Annotated in this window: 19 protein-coding genes and 1 pseudogene; 2 read left to right on the top strand and 18 right to left on the bottom strand. The window is 42.3% G+C overall.

All coding sequences use genetic code 11. The features are described from left to right. Positions 1 to 63: 63 nt before the first annotated feature. The 9 genes and pseudogenes from EIZ58_RS18580 to EIZ58_RS18540 form a co-directional block, all read right to left on the bottom strand. Positions 64 to 1,716 (bottom strand): glutamine--tRNA ligase/YqeY domain fusion protein, encoded by a 1,653-nt coding sequence (locus tag EIZ58_RS18580; protein WP_134702366.1) that lies wholly within the window; start codon positions 1,714 to 1,716, stop codon positions 64 to 66. A gap of 172 nt (positions 1,717 to 1,888) precedes the next feature. Further along, positions 1,889 to 2,515 carry a hypothetical protein gene (locus tag EIZ58_RS18575; RefSeq protein WP_134702365.1) on the bottom strand — a complete coding sequence of 209 codons (627 nt, stop codon included), beginning with the start codon at positions 2,513 to 2,515 and terminating at the stop codon, positions 1,889 to 1,891. Between the two features lie 5 nt (positions 2,516 to 2,520). Further along, a complete protein-coding gene (locus EIZ58_RS18570) occupies positions 2,521 to 2,718 on the bottom strand; it encodes a YwbE family protein (protein WP_134702364.1) in 198 nt (65 codons plus the stop codon). After that, positions 2,699 to 3,910 (bottom strand): annotated as a pseudogene (locus tag EIZ58_RS18565) (DEAD/DEAH box helicase); the annotation flags it as partial. The gene EIZ58_RS18570 and the pseudogene EIZ58_RS18565, both read right to left, overlap by 20 nt. A 17-nt stretch (positions 3,911 to 3,927) precedes the next feature. Then, entirely contained in the window at positions 3,928 to 4,539 is a 612-nt protein-coding gene (locus tag EIZ58_RS18560; RefSeq protein WP_134702362.1) for a class I SAM-dependent methyltransferase, read from the bottom strand. A gap of 227 nt (positions 4,540 to 4,766) precedes the next feature. Continuing rightward, positions 4,767 to 5,540: an IS1/IS1595 family N-terminal zinc-binding domain-containing protein gene (locus tag EIZ58_RS35185; protein WP_134702361.1), complete on the bottom strand. Its 774-nt coding sequence runs from the start codon at positions 5,538 to 5,540 to the stop codon at positions 4,767 to 4,769. Between the two features lie 134 nt (positions 5,541 to 5,674). Beyond that, on the bottom strand, positions 5,675 to 6,688 hold the full coding sequence (locus EIZ58_RS18550) for a zinc-binding alcohol dehydrogenase family protein (RefSeq protein ID WP_134702360.1): 1,014 nt from the start codon (positions 6,686 to 6,688) through the stop codon (positions 5,675 to 5,677). Between the two features lie 31 nt (positions 6,689 to 6,719). Further along, the gene (locus EIZ58_RS18545) at positions 6,720 to 8,213 is read right to left on the bottom strand and encodes a UxaA family hydrolase (RefSeq protein WP_134702359.1); all 1,494 of its coding nucleotides are present in this window, start codon (positions 8,211 to 8,213) and stop codon (positions 6,720 to 6,722) included. Continuing rightward, a complete protein-coding gene (locus EIZ58_RS18540) occupies positions 8,210 to 9,706 on the bottom strand; it encodes a tagaturonate reductase (protein WP_134702358.1) in 1,497 nt (498 codons plus the stop codon). Before EIZ58_RS18540 ends, EIZ58_RS18545 begins: the two co-directional genes overlap by 4 nt. 117 nt (positions 9,707 to 9,823) lie before the next feature. Here EIZ58_RS18540 and EIZ58_RS18535 point away from each other — a divergent pair, with 117 nt between their 5' ends. Then, complete coding sequence (locus EIZ58_RS18535; protein ID WP_167577790.1) at positions 9,824 to 10,699, top strand: AraC family transcriptional regulator; 876 nt, start codon at positions 9,824 to 9,826, stop codon at positions 10,697 to 10,699. 39 nt (positions 10,700 to 10,738) lie between these two features. On the opposite strand, the gene EIZ58_RS18530 is transcribed toward EIZ58_RS18535, so the two are convergent. The 9 genes from EIZ58_RS18530 to EIZ58_RS18490 all read right to left on the bottom strand — a co-directional run bounded on the left by EIZ58_RS18530 (position 10,739) and on the right by EIZ58_RS18490 (position 20,046). Continuing rightward, complete coding sequence (locus EIZ58_RS18530) at positions 10,739 to 12,022, bottom strand: TRAP transporter large permease (RefSeq protein WP_134702356.1); 1,284 nt, start codon at positions 12,020 to 12,022, stop codon at positions 10,739 to 10,741. Next, entirely contained in the window at positions 12,019 to 12,537 is a 519-nt protein-coding gene (locus tag EIZ58_RS18525; RefSeq protein WP_134702355.1) for a TRAP transporter small permease, read from the bottom strand. The genes EIZ58_RS18530 and EIZ58_RS18525 overlap by 4 nt, the downstream gene beginning before the upstream one ends. A gap of 71 nt (positions 12,538 to 12,608) precedes the next feature. Continuing rightward, positions 12,609 to 13,640, bottom strand: a complete 1,032-nt coding sequence (locus EIZ58_RS18520) for a C4-dicarboxylate TRAP transporter substrate-binding protein (protein WP_134702354.1) — start codon at positions 13,638 to 13,640, stop codon at positions 12,609 to 12,611. A 256-nt stretch (positions 13,641 to 13,896) separates the two neighbouring features. Continuing rightward, on the bottom strand, positions 13,897 to 14,478 hold the full coding sequence (locus tag EIZ58_RS18515) for a hypothetical protein (protein WP_134702353.1): 582 nt from the start codon (positions 14,476 to 14,478) through the stop codon (positions 13,897 to 13,899). A 9-nt stretch (positions 14,479 to 14,487) separates the two neighbouring features. Beyond that, positions 14,488 to 15,669 carry a ParM/StbA family protein gene (locus tag EIZ58_RS18510; protein WP_134702873.1) on the bottom strand — a complete coding sequence of 394 codons (1,182 nt, stop codon included), beginning with the start codon at positions 15,667 to 15,669 and terminating at the stop codon, positions 14,488 to 14,490. Between the two features lie 253 nt (positions 15,670 to 15,922). After that, positions 15,923 to 16,486, bottom strand: a complete 564-nt coding sequence (locus tag EIZ58_RS18505; protein WP_134702352.1) for a CBO0543 family protein — start codon at positions 16,484 to 16,486, stop codon at positions 15,923 to 15,925. 338 nt (positions 16,487 to 16,824) lie between these two features. After that, a complete protein-coding gene (locus tag EIZ58_RS18500; protein WP_134702351.1) occupies positions 16,825 to 18,258 on the bottom strand; it encodes a PAS domain-containing sensor histidine kinase in 1,434 nt (477 codons plus the stop codon). Beyond that, positions 18,255 to 19,076: an alpha/beta fold hydrolase gene (locus tag EIZ58_RS18495; RefSeq protein ID WP_134702350.1), complete on the bottom strand. Its 822-nt coding sequence runs from the start codon at positions 19,074 to 19,076 to the stop codon at positions 18,255 to 18,257. Before EIZ58_RS18495 ends, EIZ58_RS18500 begins: the two co-directional genes overlap by 4 nt. A gap of 628 nt (positions 19,077 to 19,704) precedes the next feature. Next, positions 19,705 to 20,046, bottom strand: a complete 342-nt coding sequence (locus EIZ58_RS18490; RefSeq protein ID WP_134702349.1) for a DoxX family protein — start codon at positions 20,044 to 20,046, stop codon at positions 19,705 to 19,707. Between the two features lie 115 nt (positions 20,047 to 20,161). Here EIZ58_RS18490 and EIZ58_RS18485 point away from each other — a divergent pair, with 115 nt between their 5' ends. After that, positions 20,162 to 20,875, top strand: a complete 714-nt coding sequence (locus EIZ58_RS18485; protein WP_134702348.1) for a Crp/Fnr family transcriptional regulator — start codon at positions 20,162 to 20,164, stop codon at positions 20,873 to 20,875. The last annotated feature ends 70 nt before the right edge of the window (positions 20,876 to 20,945 follow it).

Below are 20,945 nucleotides of genomic sequence, written 5' to 3'. Positions count from 1 at the left end.
ATTTAGTCTTACTACACAAAGAAAAAGGATGTCTAAAGTCATAGACATCCTTTCATTCAATCTTTATATTTTAAACGAACTCTTCAACGAAACAATCCGATTAAAGACAAGCTTGTCCTTCGTTGTATACTTAGGATCGACATTGAAGTAGCCATGGCGGAAAAATTGATACTTATCTTGCGGTTTCGCTTCCGTCATATTCGCTTCCACATAGCCTTGCACGATTTCTAAGGAGTTTGGATTAATATGATCTAAGAAGGTTTCTCCTTCTTCTTGATCTTCATTCAAAATTAGAGGCTCGTACAATCTGAACTCAGCAGGTACAGCATTCGTTGCCTCTACCCAGTGAATGGTTCCTTTTACTTTTCGCCCGGTGAAGCCTGTACCGCTTTTGGTTTCAGGGTCATAGGTGCAATGAATCTCTGTGACTTCACCTTGGTCATTTTTAATGACTTCATTACATTTAATGAAGTAAGCATGCTTCAGACGCACTTCATTTCCCGGGAATAGTCGGTGATAGCCTTTAGGTGGCTCTTCCATAAAATCATCTTGCTCAATATAGATCTCACGGGAGAAAGGAATTTGACGATGTCCCATCTCGAGGTTCTCTGGATTATTTTCGGCTTCCAGCATTTCAACCTGGTCTTCAGGGTAATTCGTAATAATGACCTTTAATGGTCGTAAGATTCCCATGGTTCTTAAAGCCTTCAATTTAAGATCTTCACGAATAAAGTGCTCTAGCATCTGGGCATCTACCACACTGTAGCTTCTCGCCACCCCGATTTCTTTACAGAAATTACGGATAGCATCTGGTGTATAACCCTTTCGACGAAGTCCAGAAATGGTCGGCATGCGGGGATCATCCCAGCCGTCTACCACGGCTTCATCCACCAACTGCTTCAGCTTTCTCTTGCTCATGACCGTATTGGTCAGGTTAAGACGAGCAAATTCAATTTGCTTCGGCTTGCTCTCCATCTCACACTCTTCAATCACCCAGTTGTAGAGAGGACGATGATCCTCAAATTCTAAGGTACAAATCGAATGCGTCACATCTTCTACAGCATCCTCTAATGGATGGGCGAAGTCATACATCGGATAAATGCACCACTTATCGCCTGTATTATGATGGGTGGCATGAGCAATACGATACAAGACGGGGTCCCTCATGGTAATATTCGGAGAGGACATATCAATTTTCGCACGAAGAACCTTTTCTCCATCCTTGAATTCTCCGTTTCTCATGCGTTCGAATAAATCCAAGTTTTCTTCCACGCTGCGGTTACGATAAGGACTTTCTTTTCCCTTTTCCGTCAACGTTCCGCGATACGAACGAATCTCTTCTGCTGAAAGGTCATCCACATATGCTTTTCCCTTTTTAATCAGTAAAACGGCTCGATTATACATCTCTTCGAAATAGTCTGAAGCAAAGAAAAGCCCATCCCACTCATAGCCTAACCAGGCTACATCTTCCTTGATCGAATCCACAAATTCTTGATCTTCCTTCACCGGGTTCGTGTCATCAAAACGAAGATTGGTCTTCCCCTTAAATTCATCCGCTAGTTCGAAATTAAGCACGATAGATTTGGCATGTCCAATGTGTAAATATCCATTCGGCTCTGGCGGAAACCGTGTAATGACTTTTTCATACTTGCCGGATTCCAAGTCATCTATCACGATATTCTTAATAAAATTAGATGAGCTCTGTTTGTTCTCCATGTTTACCAACCTTTCTATATCTAGTCCACTCCGAATACGCATAATTACTAACATTTATATCATAAATGACGGAATATAGCTACGTCTCCATCATTGACCATATAAAGGAGGGTTTATTCAGCTTATACGGAAGAAGACACCTCTACTCTCAGGTAAACGTGTCTAGAACGAACTATCCAATTAACTTCAGTAAGGCTTTCGCTGCTTTTTTCACAACGCCTCGAGAATCTTCCAAATAATCTTGTGCAATCATTCGAATATCAATTGCGAATCCAGGATGAGCGTTCAGTATGAAAACAAGCCCCTGCAACACTCTTCCGCGATGCTTCCCTTCCCACACTGTTAGAGCTTCTCTTAGTATAGGAAAAGCCTCTTGAGCTTCTTTTTCTCCGGCCCTAGCATACTGACTTAGCGTATCAATGGTATAGTCTCGTACAATGGTGCTCGAGTCTTGATGAAGGATTTTTTCGAGAGCTAGCAGTATGGGATGAATCAGATGTGGAATCTGATAGGCAATTAAAGATATGGCATGCATCGCTTCCCAACGTACCTTGGTCGTCTTATGATCCAATAATGAAATCAGCTGCTCAGCAAAAGGAACGATGAGTTGAGGCTGGACTTCTGCCACTTTCGTCATCACCTCTGCGCAATCGGCTGCGAGGGCTGCTTTTTTCGCTTGTAGTCCTTCCGCTATCTCGGCAATGAACTCAGGATGTTGAATGCACTCCGCTGCAACTTGTCTATTCGCTTCTTCGGTTTTATCTCCGACTTCGGAGGATAGCTTCATTAATATACTCAAATCAATCACGTCCTCATAATCTCTTTCACCCTGCCTACCTGCCCGTCCTGTAAACGCACTTTAATACCATGGGGGTGATTCGGTGATTTGGTTAAGATATCTTTTACGATTCCCCTGGTCAATTTTCCTGTAGCTTGGTCTTTTTTTAAGACGATGTCCACTTCGATACCTGGACGAATATTACTTCGATTTTGTCCTTGCACGGTGTCTTCCCCTTCCCTTTCCACCGGAAAAACGGTGGCTTTGTTTTTCAGTAGGTTGTTCCTCCCAAGGCTTCTTCGGCTCATCTAATACTTTCCTTTTAATGGGTTGTTTGATGCCTTTTTCAATGCTCTCTAAATAGCCTCGGTCCTTCGGTGCCACTAAGGTAATCGCTAACCCTTTACCCCCCGCACGGCCCGTGCGGCCAATCCGGTGGATATAGCTTTCTGCATCATGGGGAATATCGTAATTGAATACGTGCGTGACCCCTTCCACATCTAATCCGCGAGCCGCCACGTCCGTAGCAACAAGAAGCTGGATCTTCGCTTCTCGAAATCGGGCCATGACCTCCTCGCGCTTGGCTTGGGACAAGTCGCCATGAAGCTCATCCGAGTCATAGCCCAGCGATTTCAAAGCCTCATTTAACTTGCTTGCTCTCCGCTTCGTACGACAAAAAATAATGGCCAGATAAGGACGATAGATATCAATTAACTTTCTCAAATTTTCCTGTTTGGCACGATCCGTCGTTTCCATTACGTATTGCTTAATGCCTTCGAGTGTGATCTGCTGCTTGCGAATTCGTATGTCTTCCGGTCGATTCATATACTGCGCAGCAAGGGAACGAATGGGCTCAGCCATGGTGGCTGAAAACAGCATGGTCTGCCGACTAACGGGGGTTTGCCGAATAATCTCTTCTACTTCATTGAGGAAGCCCATATGAAGCATTTGATCGGCTTCATCTAGCACAAGCATCGTAACTCCCGTAAGCTCGATGGTGCCTCTTCTTAAATGGTCCAGTAAACGTCCAGGCGTTGCAATGACAACGTGATTGGCTCCGTTTAATTTCCTTAGTTGCTGCTCTACATCTTGACCTCCATATACGGCAAGCACTTGAGCTCCTTCCACACCAGAGATGATCTTGTTGACTTCAGCCGTAATTTGCAAAGCCAGCTCTCGTGTAGGAGTCACGATCAAGGCTTGTACCTGCGCCTTTGCCGGATCGATCCTTTCTAATATAGGCAAGATGAAGGATAAAGTTTTCCCTGTCCCCGTCTGAGCTTGAGCGATCACATCCCTACCCGCGAGCAGAAGAGGGATGGTTCTTTCTTGAACCGGAGTCGGCTCATAGATTCCGTTGTTTCTGAGTGTTTCAATCAGGCTAGAGCGTATGCCCAATGTTAAGAAATCCGTCAATATAAACACCTATCCTTTTATTTTTTACATACTGCGATTCCAATAAAGTAGCGAACTCCTTCTCTCGGTTTTTCGAAGATGACACCCCGCTGATAATAGGTATCCACTTCTGAAAATGGCGTAAAAAGTTGCTCAAATTCTTCAGGCGTAAATTGATGATAATGAAAAGGTTCGCTTGTCGGCATCCCTCTCCCCCTTCCAAAAGGACTGGATAACACCAGAGTTCCACCTGGTTTTAGCATGCGATATAAATGGTTCATAAATAATTGATCATCCGGAACATGCTCAATCGTTTCAAAGCTAAGGATGGTATCAAACAGTCCTAGGCGATCAGGCAGCTGCGGGTCTAGGGCGTCCCCTTGTACATATCTAACCTTCTGATGATTGTATTCTCGATTCGCATAGAAAAGGGATTCCTCATCAATATCAACGCCAATGACCTCATGCACCTCACGTTTGCGGTCCTTCGCCACCATATGGCAGCCATAGCCGGTTCCGCAAGCGATATCTAACACTCTCCCTTGAATAAAGGGAAAAGCGAAATAGTATCGGGCAATATGCTCTAGCAGCATGCCATTGGTTGGCTTTAATAGTTTGGGAATAATCCTTTCCCCTGTCCACTCCAACATTTCATCACCGTTTCTCCAAGATCTTACTCTTATCTTACACTAAGTACACAGCAGATCAAAAACATCCTGCTTCTGGTTGCTGTGACTTAGCCTTTTTAGACAGGCGAGGTGTGGAGTGTTGAGGATCTTTGGGATTCTTCTTTTTTTACATTTTGCAAGGTGCAGAGAGAGGCCTATAGTACTTTTTGCTGGATTTTTTAAAGAAGTTTGTGGTTAAGTATCAAAGGTCAAGCTACCCCTATACTGTTGTACGTTTGTCTAATAGAGGGGTTACATACCTTTAATAATAGATCTTGCATAGCGTCTATCCCTTTTTCCTTTCTGGCTTCAGCTCGACTTACAAATCTAAACCAAGCCAGGTATCGATATAGATACTTTTTCCCAATAGAAAAGAACCCTGAAATCCAAAAGGCGAATTCCCTAGATTTATTGAAATCAACAGCTATTATGGGCGGATAAAAAATTACCCAAATATACTTTAAGTCCTCTGGATATTTTTCTCTTATATCATCGATGGGTGTATCTCCTAGCATATTAAGGACATGAATAATTTTGTGACGCCAGTAAAAAAGGGTTACATAGCTAACCCCAAGTATCATCGCACTATGTTGCAGGGAACGGCCTTCCATCATGCATTCTAAAAATTTTATCCACTTTTCCGGATAATGGGTAGCATGCAAAGGGGTATTCGTAAAATCGTTAAACGTTCTAAGGCAATCCTTACACTTATATCGTTGACGGTCACGATACATTCCATATCGCACAATAGAGGGGCTTTTACAGTGGGGACAATGTAACGCGGTGGTTTGTTTTTGTTCCTTTACTAGACCAAGGAGCCGTTCACACGAGTCCTTGTCCATAAATCGATTAAAAAAATTCTTAAGGCGAGATAAATTATACATGTTAGCCCTCCTTAAAACAAGAACGTTTGTTCTTATTTTAACACCTTGGTTTACTCCTGTCCATCCACAATCCTCTTTAAAAAATAAAGCCATAACCATTACCACCCCCTATATACCGATACTTTCCCGATACTCGAAGAAAGAAATCCTAATCCCAATAAGGGTATACATCCGGATCAAAACAAAAAACAACCTGGGCTAATTGACAACTCAGGTTGTTTTGAATAAATCAACTAAAGCTCCACAATCGCCTTAATCACTTTAGATTCAGGCTTCAGCCATCCTTCGAAGTGCTGGATCATGTCATCAAAGCGGCAGCGGTGGGAGATGTACGAATCAATGTCTACCCCTCCGCCTTTAACCGCGTGGATTACGTAATCAAAATCCTCTCGGGTAGCGTTACGGCTTCCCATAAGCGTGAGCTCTTTTTTATGGAAATCAGGATCAGAGAACGTAATATCCGATTTCACTAATCCTACATAGATTAATTTTCCTCCATGAGCCACATAGTTAAACGAATTGGACATGGATCTTACATTTCCCGTAGCGTCAAAAACAACGGTAGGAAAATCTCCTTGGGTAATGTCAGACAAAGCGTTCATTGGGTCTTCAAGAGCATTGACAGTATAGTCTACATCCGCCCAATTTCGGCAATAAGTAAGACGTTCTTCATTCACATCCATCGCAATAACCTTCGCGCCTTCCTTTTTGGCAAAGGCCATCACGCCCAAACCAATCGGCCCAGCCCCAATAACAAGGACAAATTCTCCTTGAAGAGACCCTGCGCGTCGAACGGCGTGAGCACCAATGCTCAGAGGCTCTAGGATAGCTGATTGATCTAGGGTAAGTCCTTCGGTTGGGATCAAATGACTGACAGGAACATTAAGATATTCCCTCATCCCTCCGTCCGTATGCACACCTAGCACCTTGATATCCGTACAGCAGTTCGTCTTCCCTTTGCGGCAAGCAATGCATTGGCCACATTCTAGATAAGGTATAACCGCTACTTGATCTCCTGCCTTTAACCCGGTTGCATTTTCGCCAATCGACTCCACCACGCCGGATAGCTCATGTCCAAGGATTCTTGGATAGCTGAAGAACGGCTGATTCCCTTTATAGGCATGAAGATCCGTTCCGCATATTCCAATTCTACGGATCCGCACAAGAGCCTCGCCGGGCTGAACCGTTGGGTGGTCTACCTCAACAAGGTTGAATTGATCAGGTTGTTCACAAACGATAGCTTTCATAATAATAATCTCCTTCTCCCTATAGGAACGATTAAAGGATAACTCCCTCTTTAAAAATGCTAATCTCTCTAAATCCATAGAATTCATTTTTCGTTTGTCGCTCTCCTGAGGCCAATTGAAGAATAAAGTCAAAGAAGTCCTGGCCAGTCTCTTCCATGGTTTTGCCCTCGATGAGCTGACCGGCATTATAGTCGATCCAATTCTTCTTGCGCTGGGCTAGCTCCGAATTGGTTGCTACTTTCACCGTCGGTACAGGACCGCCAAAGGGGGTTCCTCTACCCGTAGTAAATAACACGATATGAGCTCCCGCTGCCGCTAGAGCGGTCACAGAGACTAAGTCATTACCTGGGGCCTGAACCAGGTTCAACCCATTCTTCGTTACCCTTTCACCGTACGCACGAACATCGACTACTGTGGCATGACCGCCTTTTTGCGTGCATCCCAACGATTTTTCCTCAAGGGTACTAATTCCCCCCGCCTTATTGCCTGGGGATGGATTTTCATAGATCTCCTGATCATGACGGATAAAATACTGCTTAAAGTCATTCACCAGATCAACAATCTTTTCATAAACCTGTTGATCCGTAGCTCGGCTCATCAAAATTGTTTCGGCACCGAACATTTCCGGCACTTCTGTCAGGATGGTGGTTCCTCCCTCCGATACGATCCGATCGGAAACAGCACCTACGAGTGGATTGGCGGTAATGCCCGAGAACCCATCAGATCCCCCGCATTTTAACCCAATCTTTAACTTCGATACAGGAATCGGTTGGCGTTGAAACTGCTCCGCATACTCTACTAACTCGCTCATGAGCTCCAATCCGGTCTCTAGCTCATCCTCCACCTCTTGGGATTTCATGAAGCGAATTCGTCCTGGCGGATAGTCGCCCAACACTTCTTTAAAGGAATCGATTTGATTATTTTCACATCCCAACCCGACAATAAGAACACTCGCTGCGTTCGGATGAAGGGCTAGAGAAGCCAATAGCTTCTGGGTATTCGTTAGATCATCTCCCAGCTGAGAGCAACCGTATGGGTGGGGGAAATGGTAGACTCCATCAATCCCCCGGTTCTTGAATTTATCCGTAGCCAGTTTAGCTAAGGCTTCACATGTTTTATTAATGCATCCCACCGTATTGATCACCCAAATCTCATTACGGATACCTGCCTCACCATTCTCCCGAAGATAACCTTGGAATGTCCGACCCGACTCGGTTACCGAAACCAGAGGGTGAACCGGCTGATAGGTATAATCCAAGATTCCTTTTAATCCCGACTCCAAGTTATGGGTATGTACCCATTCCCCTGCGCTAAGATCCACTCTGGCTTTCCCAATGGAATAGCCGAATTTCAGTACATCGGCTCCTTTTTCTACCGGATAAACGAGAATCTTATGCCCCTTTTGAACGTCTTCCTTTAGCTCGACTCGGGTGTTCTCATTGATTTGAAGCACTTCTCCCTTCAGGATGGGCTCCAGAGCAATCGCTACATGATCTTTCTCATTGAGCTGTATAAAGCGACTCATTGGACATCCTCCATCTCTCTCAATTCCATGCATAACCTCTGCACAAGACCAGGGCAATGGGAAAGGTCCTCTCCCCATAACGCACTATTGCTTAACAAGTTTTCTACTAGCTCTTCTAATGAGACTTTGTTCGCTTCTAAACTTCCCCATTGTTCTGAGAAAAAAGCTAAGCTCTCTGCGTCATCCTTTACCTGATAGGCTTCGCCAGTAAAGCGATGCCCTACATACTCACTTTCAACCCTTCTTACACGGTAAAAACGAAGCAAATAAGCAAAGGATTTGACGATACGGTCTGGCAGCTGTCCTTGCTTGCTAACGTATTCTAATAGTGTAGGAAGCAAGCGAACTTTAAACTTAGAAAGGCTATTTAATGAAATATCCGCTAAGCGGTGGCAAATAAACGGGTTTTTAAAGCGTTCGATGACCGTCCCGGCATATTCCATCGTCGTTTTCACATCGTAATTCAAGGAAGGAACGATTTCATGTTCCATCGCTTCTTGTATAAAGGATCCCAAGTCAGGGTGTTCTACCGTTTCTCTAACTTCCTTCAAGCCATGGAGCATGGCCATGGGAGTCATCAACGTATGCAAGCCATTCAAGATCCGTACCTTACGAACCTGATACGGGGTTAGATCCTCCACCCAATGCACGTTCAATCCGGCTTTTTGTAAAGGAAGTCGTTCATCCAATGCTAAGTCTCCCTCAATCACCCACAAGTGATAAGGCTCTGTCACATTGAGCATGGCATCTTGATAGCCCCATTCCGAAAACCAGGTTTCAGCCTCCGCTGCGGGGTAGCCTGGTACAATCCGGTCGACAAGGGAATTTAAGAATAGGTTATGCTCATTCAACCACTCCACAAACGGGTCAGGCAGCTGCCAATCTTGGCTATGCTGAAGAACACATGCTTTTAAAGTATCGCCGTTTCGTGCTAGCAGTTCGCAAGGAAGCAGAACAAGCCCTTTCTTTGTATCCCCGTGAAAATGCTGATATCGTCGGTATAAGAAAGCGGTAAGCTTGCCCGGAAACGATTCAATGGGAACGCCTTCAACCAAGTCGCTCTTCTGGTAGGTAAGACCCGCCTCCGTCGTATTGGACACGACAAACTCCAGTGTAGGATTCTCCGCTAAAGCCATGAATTGCGACCACTCACTATACGGATCGATGGTCTCGGTGAATACCGAAATGATTTCGTTGGTATCCACTTTCTTTCCGTTCTGTAAACCTCGGGTCATAAGCGTATATAAACCATCTTGGTGTCTTAATTCGTCTAATTTCTTTTTACCTGAAGGCCGCGGTTGAGTGACGACAATTCCACCATCGAAAACCTCTTTTTTATAGCATTCATGAATCATCCAATCAAAAAATCCGCGTAAAAAGTTGCCCTCGCCGATCTGCAGCACCTTAATCTCTCTGGCGCTAGCTAGAGGCACATCTTTTGCAACAATATGTTCTAAACCTAAACGGTTCATTCGACTTGTTTGCGCTTCCACGTCACTCTCTCCCTCCGTAATCCTACCTTTATTCTACCAACAATAATGGGAATAAAAATGGTTGTTTTTGATGTTTTTATACCCTTTTTTGATATATAATAAAGAGGGGTGATGAACATGCAATCTATTACAAAAATTGACTACCGTTCCCTCTTTCCTTTTTCCTTCGTCTTCAAGGATCAAAAAAGTCCTCAGCGAGAGCTTCCAGATCATGTCCATGACTACTATGAGCTGGTTTTTGTTTATAGCGGCAAAGGAACTTTCTTCATCGATGATGTGTTTTATGACATGAACCCAGGGGATGTCTTTATCCTCCCTAACAATACCATTCACCGGGCGATGCCCGAAGGAACGGATCCGGTTACTTCATCTGTCATTTTCTTTAGTCCTACCTTGCTCTATGACGTCACCATTGATGAAACGTTCTCCTACATGAGTTTATTTGATAATGTAAAAAAGCAAAGAAACTATCAGATATCAATAGATTCCCAGCATTGGCCCCTGATTGAAGCCTACTTGCTGACCATTCAGCAGGAGGTGACCGAACCGCAGAAGGGCTCCAAGCACGCTACCCTCTTAGCCGTTCATCAGATTCTGCTTCAATTATCTCGAATAAGACAGCAAGATCAGGCGCCCGTTCAACCCTATCATTATGGCCCTAGCTGGATTAAGGAGATTCTGTCTTATATCGAAACCCATCTCGCTCAAGAGCTAAACCTGACCGACTTAGCCAAGGAAGCCTTGGTTAGCCCAGCTCACTTTAGTCGAGTTTTTAAGCAGACCACCGGAATGGGACTGACCGTCTATCTTAATACGAAGCGTATGGTGAAAGCAAAAGAGCTATTGATGGGGACTGATATGACGATCGCTCATATCGCGGAACAAACAGGGTATGACAGTTTAACTCACTTCCATCGGATATTTAAAAAATTCGTGGGAACCACTCCAGCGGACTTCCGCAAACAGTCCAAAATCTATCCTCAATGGAGATAGAAAAAAGCACAGGCTTTCCTGTGCTTTTTTTGTTTTTCGCTACATAAAGGTATTGGGCATCCACATAGAGATAAAAGGAACGAAGGTAATCAGCATTAAAGCGATGAAGAGCACCACGTAAAACGGAATCACCTCTTTGACGAATTCCTCAACCTTGACATTGGTTATCGAGCATACCGTAAAAATCGCTGTACCTAGTGGAGGTGATATGGTCCCAATTCCAAGATTAAAGAGAAGGATCATCCCAAAGTGGACAGGATCCACACCGTAGGCTTGAGCCATCGGAATTAATAGTGGCGTAAGAATGATAATGGCCACATTTCCTTCAATAAACATCCCAAGAATAATCAAAAAGAGATTTAGGACAAGGAGGAACGTGATCGGGCTATCCACTAATCCTGTCACAAATTCGGTTGCCATATGCGGAATCCGTTCATAGGTCAGGATCCAACCAAAACAAGCTCCCGCAGCAATAATCAACATAATAGAGGAAGTCGTTACGACCGTTTCGCCGATCGCCTCTTTTAAATGAGAAAGTTTCATTTCTCTATAGAAGACAATCCCTAGAATGAGGGCATACACAATGGCAATCGCACCGGCTTCCGTTGGCGTAAACACCCCGATGCGGATACCTCCAATAATGATGATAGGAAGCAATAGAGCCAGGAAGGCATCCTTGGAGGCCACCACGACTTCCTTTGGACTAGCCATTTTCTCTCTAATGGGTTTGTATCCTCTTTTCTTGGATACAAAATGGACAGCCAGCATCATAAGCAAACACGTCATAATCCCTGGAATGATCCCAGCCAAAAACAGTTTACCAATTGAAACGTTACCGATATAACCGTATAAAATCATGCCGATACCCGGAGGGATCAACGGAGTAATCAGGGAAGATGCTCCAATAACGGATGTTGAAAATCCCGGAGAATATCCTCGTTTTTGCATCTCTGGATACATCACCTTTGATTGCATCGCAGCGTCAGCCAAACCTGACCCTGATATTCCACCCATCATCGTACTCAATACGATACTCACTTGCGCTAAACCCCCAGGCAAATGCCCCGTAAGGGATTCTGCAAAAGTGGTCATTCTTCTCGTGATCCCCGTATAGTTCATTAACGTACCAGCCGCAATGAAAAAAGGGATCGCGAGTAAGGGAATGGATTCCGTTCCCGCAATCATTCGCTGAACTAAGACCATAGTCGGCATGTTTTGGGCAACTAGGAAGTAAAGTAATGAACTGGCAATAATGGCATAAGCAACAGGGATATTAGCAAGAAAAAGCCCAAATAAAGTCGCACTAGCTATGGCTATACTCATGATTCACACTCCTTTGCCGATGACTGTTCATAGTTGATTTCTCCCCATTTAGCTGCGAGCTTCTTCTTCAAGCGAATCAAAACATGAAGAACGGAAAAAATCCCGGATAAAACAACGGCTAAATCAATAAACACATAACTTATTCCTAAAACCGGTGTAATTTTATCTCCCGCTTGCATCGTCAACAGGCTTCCATAATAAATGAATACCGTTCCGAGGATGGCTAGAACCACCAGTTCTCTAAATAATAAAGCTACCACTTGTAGTTTGACAGGAAGCTTTAACACAAAATAATCAATACCTACGTGACCATCCTGCCGATTAACGCTACTTGCTCCCCAAAACGTTAACCACACAAACAAGGCTAAGCTCATTTCTTCCGTCCATTTCAGCGGCTCTCCTATGACAAATCTCATAAAAACACCTACCACGGTCACTAAAACAATCAATACCAACGCTAAGGAAGAAAAGAAATGATCTAGGTTTAAAAACCACTTTTTAACGGACTCACCCATGTGACCGCTCACCGCCTTATCTTAAGATTAATCAGATTCAGGCCTCCTAAGAGGAGACCTGAGAAATCCTATTATTGGTTAATAATTTCCTGAACTTTATCGTATAGACCTGGGGTCCATTCTTTCACATTGTTATACATAGGCTTCACGGCTTCTCTAAACAATGCTTTATCGACTTCTGTAACTGTTACTCCTGCTGCCTTCATTTCTTCCAAGGACTGCGCAGCCGCTTCTTCTACTTTTTGAGCACCAAATTCCCCAGCTTCGTCGCCCGCTTCCTTCAAGGCTTTAAGGATATCTTCAGGCAAGGTTTCAATGAAGCTTTGACCTGCTACCCATTGAGATACGTTTTGGATATGACCGGTCAGAGCAATATGCTTCGCACTCTCATACGCTTTTGAACCAACGATAACGGGCAGTGGGTTTTCCATACCATCAATAACCCCTTGAGCCAAAGCCGGATATACTTCCCCTAGAGGCATTGGAGTTGGCGTAGCTCCCATCGTTTCCATAGCTTGAATCATGAGTGGAATATTCGGTACACGTACCTTTAGACCCTTGAGATCCGCTGGCGTGGTTACAGGCTTCTTCGTAATCAAATGACGATCACCATACACCCATTTAGCTGTTACAATATGAAGTCCTTTTCCTTGCAACTCAGTTTCAAGGCCCTTAAAGAAATCGCTATCGATCAACTTAAACATCTGATCATAGCTATCCGTTAAGTAAGGAGCATAAAGAATTCCGAAGTCCGGAACATAATCCATGAAGAAAGCTCCATCCGCAATCGTGATCACGTTAGCCCCCATCTTCATTTGCTCGATCACGTCCGCTTTAGATCCTAACTGAGAGCTTGGATAAAGCTCAACCTTCAGCTTTCCGTTACTTTTTTCCTCAGCCAATCTCTTCCATTCTTGAACCGCTAAATCAATGGGCTCACCTGGCTGATTCTCATAGGCAATCTTAACCGTATATTCTTTCCCCTCAGCTGCCGGTTCAGCGGCGCCTGTTGGAGATTCAGAGTTCCCTCCGCCACAGGCTGTAAGCGTTACGGCCAAGGCCATCGTTGTGATCATGGATAAGAGCCAAGATTTTTTCTTCATCTTTATTTCCCCCTGATTTGTTTTTTTTGCAATCGTTATCAAGTTTACTTGTTGAATGGATTTATTAGATAAGCTTATTTTAAATAATAAATCTTGTAATAAGAATGACATTTTTAGCTGTATTTATACTCTTTTTTGATATTTTAGACAGTGTTAAATAAAAAAAAAGAGAAGGGTCGCTTCCCTTTCTCTTTAGGTATTATATAAAATCCCCTCATTTTTTCAATAGACCTAAATTCTCCAGCTTTATTTGGCTTTATTTATTCATTTGCGCCAGGAAATCACCTAGAAGGTCGTCTAGCTCTTCCACCTCTTCTACCTGTTCCTCTACTTCGATAACTGGTGTTTCCTCTCTCTTTGCTGTTTCCCAATCAAAATCATTTAAATCATCATCTTCTACTTCTTCCTTAACACTTGGGGGTAGAGAATCGATGACATCCCACGCTAATTCTTGACTAACCGCTGCTTCCTCCTGCAGATAAAGGGCCTCATCAATTTCCAACGCATTACTATTTAAGGAGGCAAATAGCGAAGCTGTTCGAACCGGGTTAGCTAGCAGTTGATAGACAATACTCCCTAATAGCGCTTCGGAGTGTTCATGCTTGAGCCAATCTCGTTGGGCTTTCGTGAGTCCTTGGGGCATGGGAATCGTTAGCGTTTCTCGTTGTCTGGATAGGGAACCACTTACCCCGCTCATCACAAATTCGGCAATTTTACTGGAAAAGTTTCTTCTTTCGGTTTTCTTCAGCTGTTGCAAAACCTTTAATACATGTTCAGGTGTATCCGAGGGAATTCGAAACGTAATAGGCTGCCCTCTCTTCATTTCCGTTTCCTTCATCACATCACCCTAGTTGGACTTTACCGTTTTTTGTTCTTCACTTTGCTTCGCTTTTGCCGTTCTTCTTTCAAAATCAGCAATCAGTTTATAGTAAGCATTCGCCATCATCCAGATGCTTTCTTTCTCATCCTCAAAGAAATCAATGTTATATCCATCTAAGTTATTATTTAACGTCTTCAAGTACTCTTTTAGGACAATAGCTCCCCCTCCAACAAAGTACCCGATTTCGGTTTGAGAGTTTTTTTGCCAGACATTTCGTAGATGACGATATTGTTTCTTTGCTAATTCAAGAAGAATGCGATCCACAATGTCATGGACGCTCGTCCGGCTACCTTTCACCATAATATGATTTCGATCATTTTTCTTCGTAATAATCTCCACCACATCTCTACGGCTATCCAGCTCAACGCCGTGTTTAGAACGAATCTCTTCACGAATCGCTTCAAGAGACTCTGAGACCCCTATATTAAAACCCTGAGCTTTATCATCATCTACCTTGCGATTTCTTATGACGGCAATATCGGTAGATAAACCTCCAATATCTTGAATGATAATTTTTTTGTCTATCAGATCTTTGTTAATGATATTTAACTGATTATCCATCACTAGATTAATATAAGCAGCAAAACCTTCTGGATAAACCTTAACCTCTTCAAACTTAATATTTACCTTGATCCCTTGATATTTAGGCGTCACTAAAAACTCAACCTGGTGAACGGAGCTAACTAGACTAGAACGATAGGCCACATCCTTGCCTTCTTTTACTTCTCTAAGCGGAAGGCCCGTCCCTAAAACGTAGGTCGCATCTACTACGTTATTTGTCCGTTTAAAAATTTCTTTATTCTCATCCCGAACGGCATCTAAAGCTAAGGCAGAGAGTAGCATAACAATGGTTTGATCTTCTTCAGACTTACTGCTTCCCGGATCCAATTCGGTCGAATTCGTCGTTTTAGTTGCTAAATGCCCCACACGATAAATCACATTATTGCTCTTTAAAGTAGGAGAGTGCAGACGGACATGAATCCCTTCGATCGGATCCTGGTTATCTAATTCCTCTATTCCAATAACAGGACGATCTGCTACATCTCTAGCGATCACATTGGGAATGTTGAGTTCAGACTCCATCTTCCCAAAAATAGCTTTTAACGAATCATTTCCAACATCTACAGCTGCAATTCGAGTTCTCGTCAACGAAACCATTCCTTTCACCTTGGCAATTTAAGTAAAAGCTTAACTTAAGTTTCGTGGTTTCGTCTATCCAACTTTCGTATTCATTTATTAGTAGATTTGCATACAAAATAGTACACATGTCACGGACAAAGGATGCAAACCACTTTGTGTACATGTATACTTTTCTGTGTACAAACGCAGACATTTTGTAAACTTGTATACGTTAATGTAAACACTCTTAAAGGGGCATAAATTTACTAGCTATCTTCTGCTATTAACCCCTTATTGGTGAAAAACTTTTGCTTGTTGTTAACCGGTTTGCAACAAGATAAATAACGACGTAGAAAGGAAAAGATGCAAGATAGTGCCAGTTTTTATAATCAAAGAAATCAAGCCAATTAAAAAATGGTTCCCCAACAAAAGCGGTAAAAGTTGAAAATAATAATGCTTTCACTATGGGTTTAACATTGGGTCTTATTTGTATTAAGAACATAATCGTTACAGGCAAGATGGAGAAATCCCAAGCAATAAAATCAGGGATAACGGGTACTAGCTTAACTTTATACTGCCACAGTCCTAATGTAACCCCTATATAATTCAAAAAATTAGCGATTAACGCTACCCATATTCCTGCAAGTAATAAGCGTGCTGTACTCTCTTTTTTGCGGTATTTAATCCAAATTATCCACGGAGCAAGAGCTAATAAAAGAACAACCCACCATCCGGGTGAAAAAAGAATATGCTCAATCCAAATATCAACAATTTCACTATTTGCCCCATCCACTTTTTCATATTGCCTTACTATTAGCCTATCTACCTCTTTAGATATCCACATCATATTCCTCTCCCCAGAAAGTCTATATTTATTTATCGCCTCATTTCTTTTAGAAAATACTCCAAACGTATCGCTCTAAGTTTAGAAAATAATTCGCATGCTCGTCATTATTGACGAGCTAATTACTATATCTTAGTCTCATTGGTCTGGTGAATTAGGGTCTTCACGGCTTCTTCAATGACCAATGATAAACGTAGCGTCAAGGACATTGAGTTCATTTTGCCGCTTCTCTAAAAGATAACTATGTGCTTACATATGCTACGGTTCACCGTAACAGGATTAACAACAAATTTTAAGGCCCCCGATTTGGATGGCCTCGTATTTATAACGGCATTAAAAAATCATTGCACAGCTTTCTCCCCTATTGGCAAAGTCACCTCCACCGTGGTTCCCTCATTCAATCTACTTGTGATGTTTAACGATCCTTGATGATCTTCAATGATGATTTTACGACAGACCATGAACCCTAACCCTGTTCCCTTTTCTTTTGTGGTATAGAAAGGTTCCCCAATTCTCTTCAGTTTGTCTTCGGGAATGCCCTCACCCTGGTCAATAATGCTTAAGAGAATGCTATCATCATCGTTATTGTTAACCGATAACATAATATGCCCGCCATTAGGCATCGCTTCTATCGCGTTTTTAAGAAAATTGATTAAAACTTGCTTTATTTGATTTTCATTACATTGTATAAAAGTCGGCACATTTTGTTCGTACTTTAGTTCCACTTCAATATTATGCAAATGCATCTGAGAATCCATAAGTGTGCAAACCTGCACAAGCAAGGCTCTTAAATCAACTTGCTTAAATTGTATAGCTTGCGGTTTTGCGAGGAGCAACAACTCATTTAAAATGAGTTCAATTCGATTCATTTCATCTGTTAAAATATCAAAATAGTAAGGCTTTCCATTACCCTCTGATTTCATCAATTGATGAAATCCCTTGATCGCCGTTAAAGGATTGCGAATTTCATGGGCGATGCTCGCAGCAAGCTGACCCGCTAGGCTCAGTTTCTCCGAATTCAAAAGCAGTTCCTGGGCCTTTTTCCTTTCCGTGATATCGCGTATAATGGCGCTCCAGTAATCTTCGCCATTCGTTTGCCAACAGTTAAGAGAAATCTCCGAAGGGAACTCCGTGCCGTCTTTTCGAAGTCCGCTCAATTCCACCATTCGTCCAATTGCCATGGATTGTCCTGTGGCACGTAGGCCCTCCACACCTTGGCGATATTTTTTTTTGAGACGCTCAGGGACAATGATCTCCATATCTTGTCCGATGGCTTCCTGTTCGTTATAGCCAAAGAGCGCTTCGGCCGCTTTGTTCCATGCTATAATCTTCATCCATTGATTTGCCAAAATAATGGCATCGCTAGCCGATTCAACGATCGATTGCTTGGCCTGCTGTGCTGCTTTCTTCGCAAGAAGGAGCTCATTTTCAAGTTTGTGTCTATTCACTGTTCTGATAAGGATACAATCAAAGACCATTGCTCCGTTACGTTCGCAGAATATTCCGTTAAAAAGGACGGGTACTTCAGACCCGTCGCCGGACTTCAAAGAGAAGTACATTTCCTCCACCTTGCCATGCAACTTCAACATAGGAAAAATGTAAATTTGGTAGAAGAGCTTGCTTGACTCCGTTAAAATGGCATCGACTTGACTACCCTCAGTACTGCTACGTTCTGCAATGATCCACTCCAAGAGCTTATCATTAATCGAAAGAATGACTCCATCTAGGGACAGTGATAAAAATCCGCATGGCAACTGATTTGCATGTATGTTCATATGTCTTGCGACTTTGAGAGGTAGTCTTTGATCAGTGCAATCGTTTCCTCAGGATGACTCAAATGAGGACAGTGCCCCGTTGCTTTCATAAATAGAATTTCGCTGCCAGGCATGCGGCGATGAATATATTCTCCTACTTGTCTCGGAGCGATCGCGTCATCAGCGCATTGTAAAACAAGCGATGGAACGGTCGCTTTTAGAAGATCCCCTCGGTTATCGGAGAAGAAGGTCGCCCTAGCAAAGTTGCCGGCAATAATCGGATCGGTCGAACAAAAACTCTCTTCCAATTCCTTGGACAAACTCTGGCGATCCGCATTTCCCATGATAATAGGGGCGAGATAGTTTGCCCACTGGATATAATTTTTCTCCATCAATTCAATGAGACCTTCGAGATCTCTTTTTTCAAAACCGCCCGCGTAGTCAGGAGGATCATTGATATAACAAGGGGAAGGTCCGATCATAATTAGACGTTCAAAAAATTGGGGGTCCTGTATAGAAGCAATCAGTCCGATCATGCTGCTGACGGAGTGTCCTACGAAAATAGCCTTTTGTAATTGGAGAGCAGCAAGAACATCTAATACGTCTTGGGCATAACCAGAGAGTTGACTGTATCTTGTAGGGTCATAGAATCGAAGATCGGTCTTTCCTGCACCTACGTAATCAAAGGTAATAATGCGATAATCTTTTTCAAAAGATGGAGCGACATACCTCCACATCCTCTGGTCACAGCCGAAGCCTGGAGCGAAAATGATGGGCTTATCACCAAATCCTGTTATCTTCACGTCGTTTCGCTTTAGAATATCGAAATTGTGACCCACACAAGGCACCTCCTTATAAATAAATGAGTAACACAACACTAAAAAATATTACTCTGAATTGTTGATTCTTTCAATTCTGTCAAGGATTTTGTGTAACACAAAGCTTACAAGTATTTTTTCAATAAGTCCAAGGCTGGTTTGTATTCCCCTGATGCCTTCTAATATTCTTCATCAAAACTCGATTTACTAAGAGCTCCCTTCTTATTTTCCGCCAATTCCGTGATGATGCAAGATTCTTCAGTGACTCTTTGCATCACATAAATAGGCTTTAAGTACTTTTGCACGCACGAGTAATTTCATCAAATTTACTGATATTCAAGCGAACAACCCCCATAACATAAAATATGCTCGTATATTGCGGCTATTCTCCTATATAAAATTCTAGAGGAACTATTCATTTCCTCTTCAAATGTTACATTACTCTTTCAATTGACCTCTCTGAAACGGCTAACGGGCTTCCTTCACGACAGCAGGATGCAAGGAATGTGGGGCAAAAATGAGTTTTTCTAAAATAGAGGGTGTCCTAGAACCCAATTTATAAGTTCCTTTTAGTTGCTAACAATTCTTCAAAATTAATAATTAACCCCGATTTCATCATAAAGCTACACCAAGAAACCCATTAATTAACTCAGATAATAATAAGAGTAATAGATAAAAGAAGCATTATCACAGCATTAATGGCCATCAGCGGGCTATGTTTTGCACGGAATAGGTGGGCATGTATTGCGCCAATCATCAAAATAATAAAAAGGATAGCTGCAAATATCACCATTCTTTGAAACCAAAATGCTGCTAATAAGCCTAATACACCTGTCAATTCTAATGTAGCAATGACAAACATAAACCACATAGGATACCTATACTCATTCCAATGATGCACCATCATTGGTTTACGTAAAAATTTGATGGACGCAGAAAATGTAAACATACATACTAAAATAACCTGAGTAATAATTAAAAGTATCTCCAATTAATAAACACTCCTTTTAAAAAAATTGAAAACTTCCACTTAAAATTACTATATTTGATAATGTAATAATAATCTGTAGTCTAACCTACCAATTATCGTATTAGGGGGGAATTGGGTGGACAAAATTAAATACTTATCGAGAATCAATTTATTCCAAGATTTGGACATAAGGGAATTACAGCAAATGGAATCCATTGCTCCAATCACTGTAACTAAGAAAGGTACTTTAATTACGGCTCCTAACAAGAGTCAAAAACGAGTGTATTTAATAAAATCGGGGAAAGTGCGTATGTACACCATATCTAACAACGGAAAAGAACTTACGATTGATGTATTGGGAGTGGGACATATATTTGGGGAAATTAGCCTGTTTGCCCCTGGGTCCCACCTTATATACGCAAAAGCTATAGAGGATTCTGTTATTTGTTCAATAGATAGGGTACAGTTTGAACAAATTATAATGGAAAAACCAGATATCGCACTAAAGATAATAAAAATCCTATCCACTCGTTTAAAGGAAATGGAAGAGATGATGGAGCAAATGGCATATGGAAGCGTACGAAACAAGCTGCTTTTTTTATTAAACAGATTATCAGAAAAATTTGGGCAACCTTTAAGCGAGCATGCTGGTGTGGAACCTGAGTGGATTCAATTAGGAGTGAAGGTTACACACCAAGAGTTAGCTAGCATGATGGGAAGCATTCGTGAAACTGTAACAGAATTATTCAATGAGTTAATTTCTGAAGGAGTGGTAAACAGAACAAGTACTCGTGGTTTTTTTATCATTCATCGTCAACGATTAAAGGAAACCATAGAAAGTACTATGTAAGAGAGAGATACAACTTTTGTTCTAATAATCATCAACCACTGGAGTTGAACAAATCAGTAAATGATTCAAT

This window comes from Ammoniphilus sp. YIM 78166, assembly GCF_004522215.1.
Lineage (GTDB): Bacteria > Bacillota > Bacilli > Aneurinibacillales > RAOX-1 > YIM-78166.
The sequence above is the reverse complement of the archived record's forward strand: the minus strand, read 5'-3'. Positions and strand labels throughout refer to the sequence as shown.

Coding starts and splice junctions, on each gene's coding strand:
- EIZ58_RS18580 (WP_134702366.1), bottom strand. CDS start 1,716: ATGGAGAACAAACAGAGCTCATCTAATTTTATTAAGAATATCGTGATA.
- EIZ58_RS18560 (WP_134702362.1), bottom strand. CDS start 4,539: ATGTTGGAGTGGACAGGGGAAAGGATTATTCCCAAACTATTAAAGCCA.
- EIZ58_RS35185 (WP_134702361.1), bottom strand. CDS start 5,540: ATGGTTATGGCTTTATTTTTTAAAGAGGATTGTGGATGGACAGGAGTA.
- EIZ58_RS18550 (WP_134702360.1), bottom strand. CDS start 6,688: ATGAAAGCTATCGTTTGTGAACAACCTGATCAATTCAACCTTGTTGAG.
- EIZ58_RS18545 (WP_134702359.1), bottom strand. CDS start 8,213: ATGAGTCGCTTTATACAGCTCAATGAGAAAGATCATGTAGCGATTGCT.
- EIZ58_RS18535 (WP_167577790.1), top strand. CDS start 9,824: ATGCAATCTATTACAAAAATTGACTACCGTTCCCTCTTTCCTTTTTCC.
- EIZ58_RS18530 (WP_134702356.1), bottom strand. CDS start 12,022: ATGAGTATAGCCATAGCTAGTGCGACTTTATTTGGGCTTTTTCTTGCT.
- EIZ58_RS18525 (WP_134702355.1), bottom strand. CDS start 12,537: ATGGGTGAGTCCGTTAAAAAGTGGTTTTTAAACCTAGATCATTTCTTT.
- EIZ58_RS18520 (WP_134702354.1), bottom strand. CDS start 13,640: ATGAAGAAAAAATCTTGGCTCTTATCCATGATCACAACGATGGCCTTG.
- EIZ58_RS18515 (WP_134702353.1), bottom strand. CDS start 14,478: ATGAAGGAAACGGAAATGAAGAGAGGGCAGCCTATTACGTTTCGAATT.
- EIZ58_RS18505 (WP_134702352.1), bottom strand. CDS start 16,486: ATGATGTGGATATCTAAAGAGGTAGATAGGCTAATAGTAAGGCAATAT.
- EIZ58_RS18500 (WP_134702351.1), bottom strand. CDS start 18,258: ATGAACATACATGCAAATCAGTTGCCATGCGGATTTTTATCACTGTCC.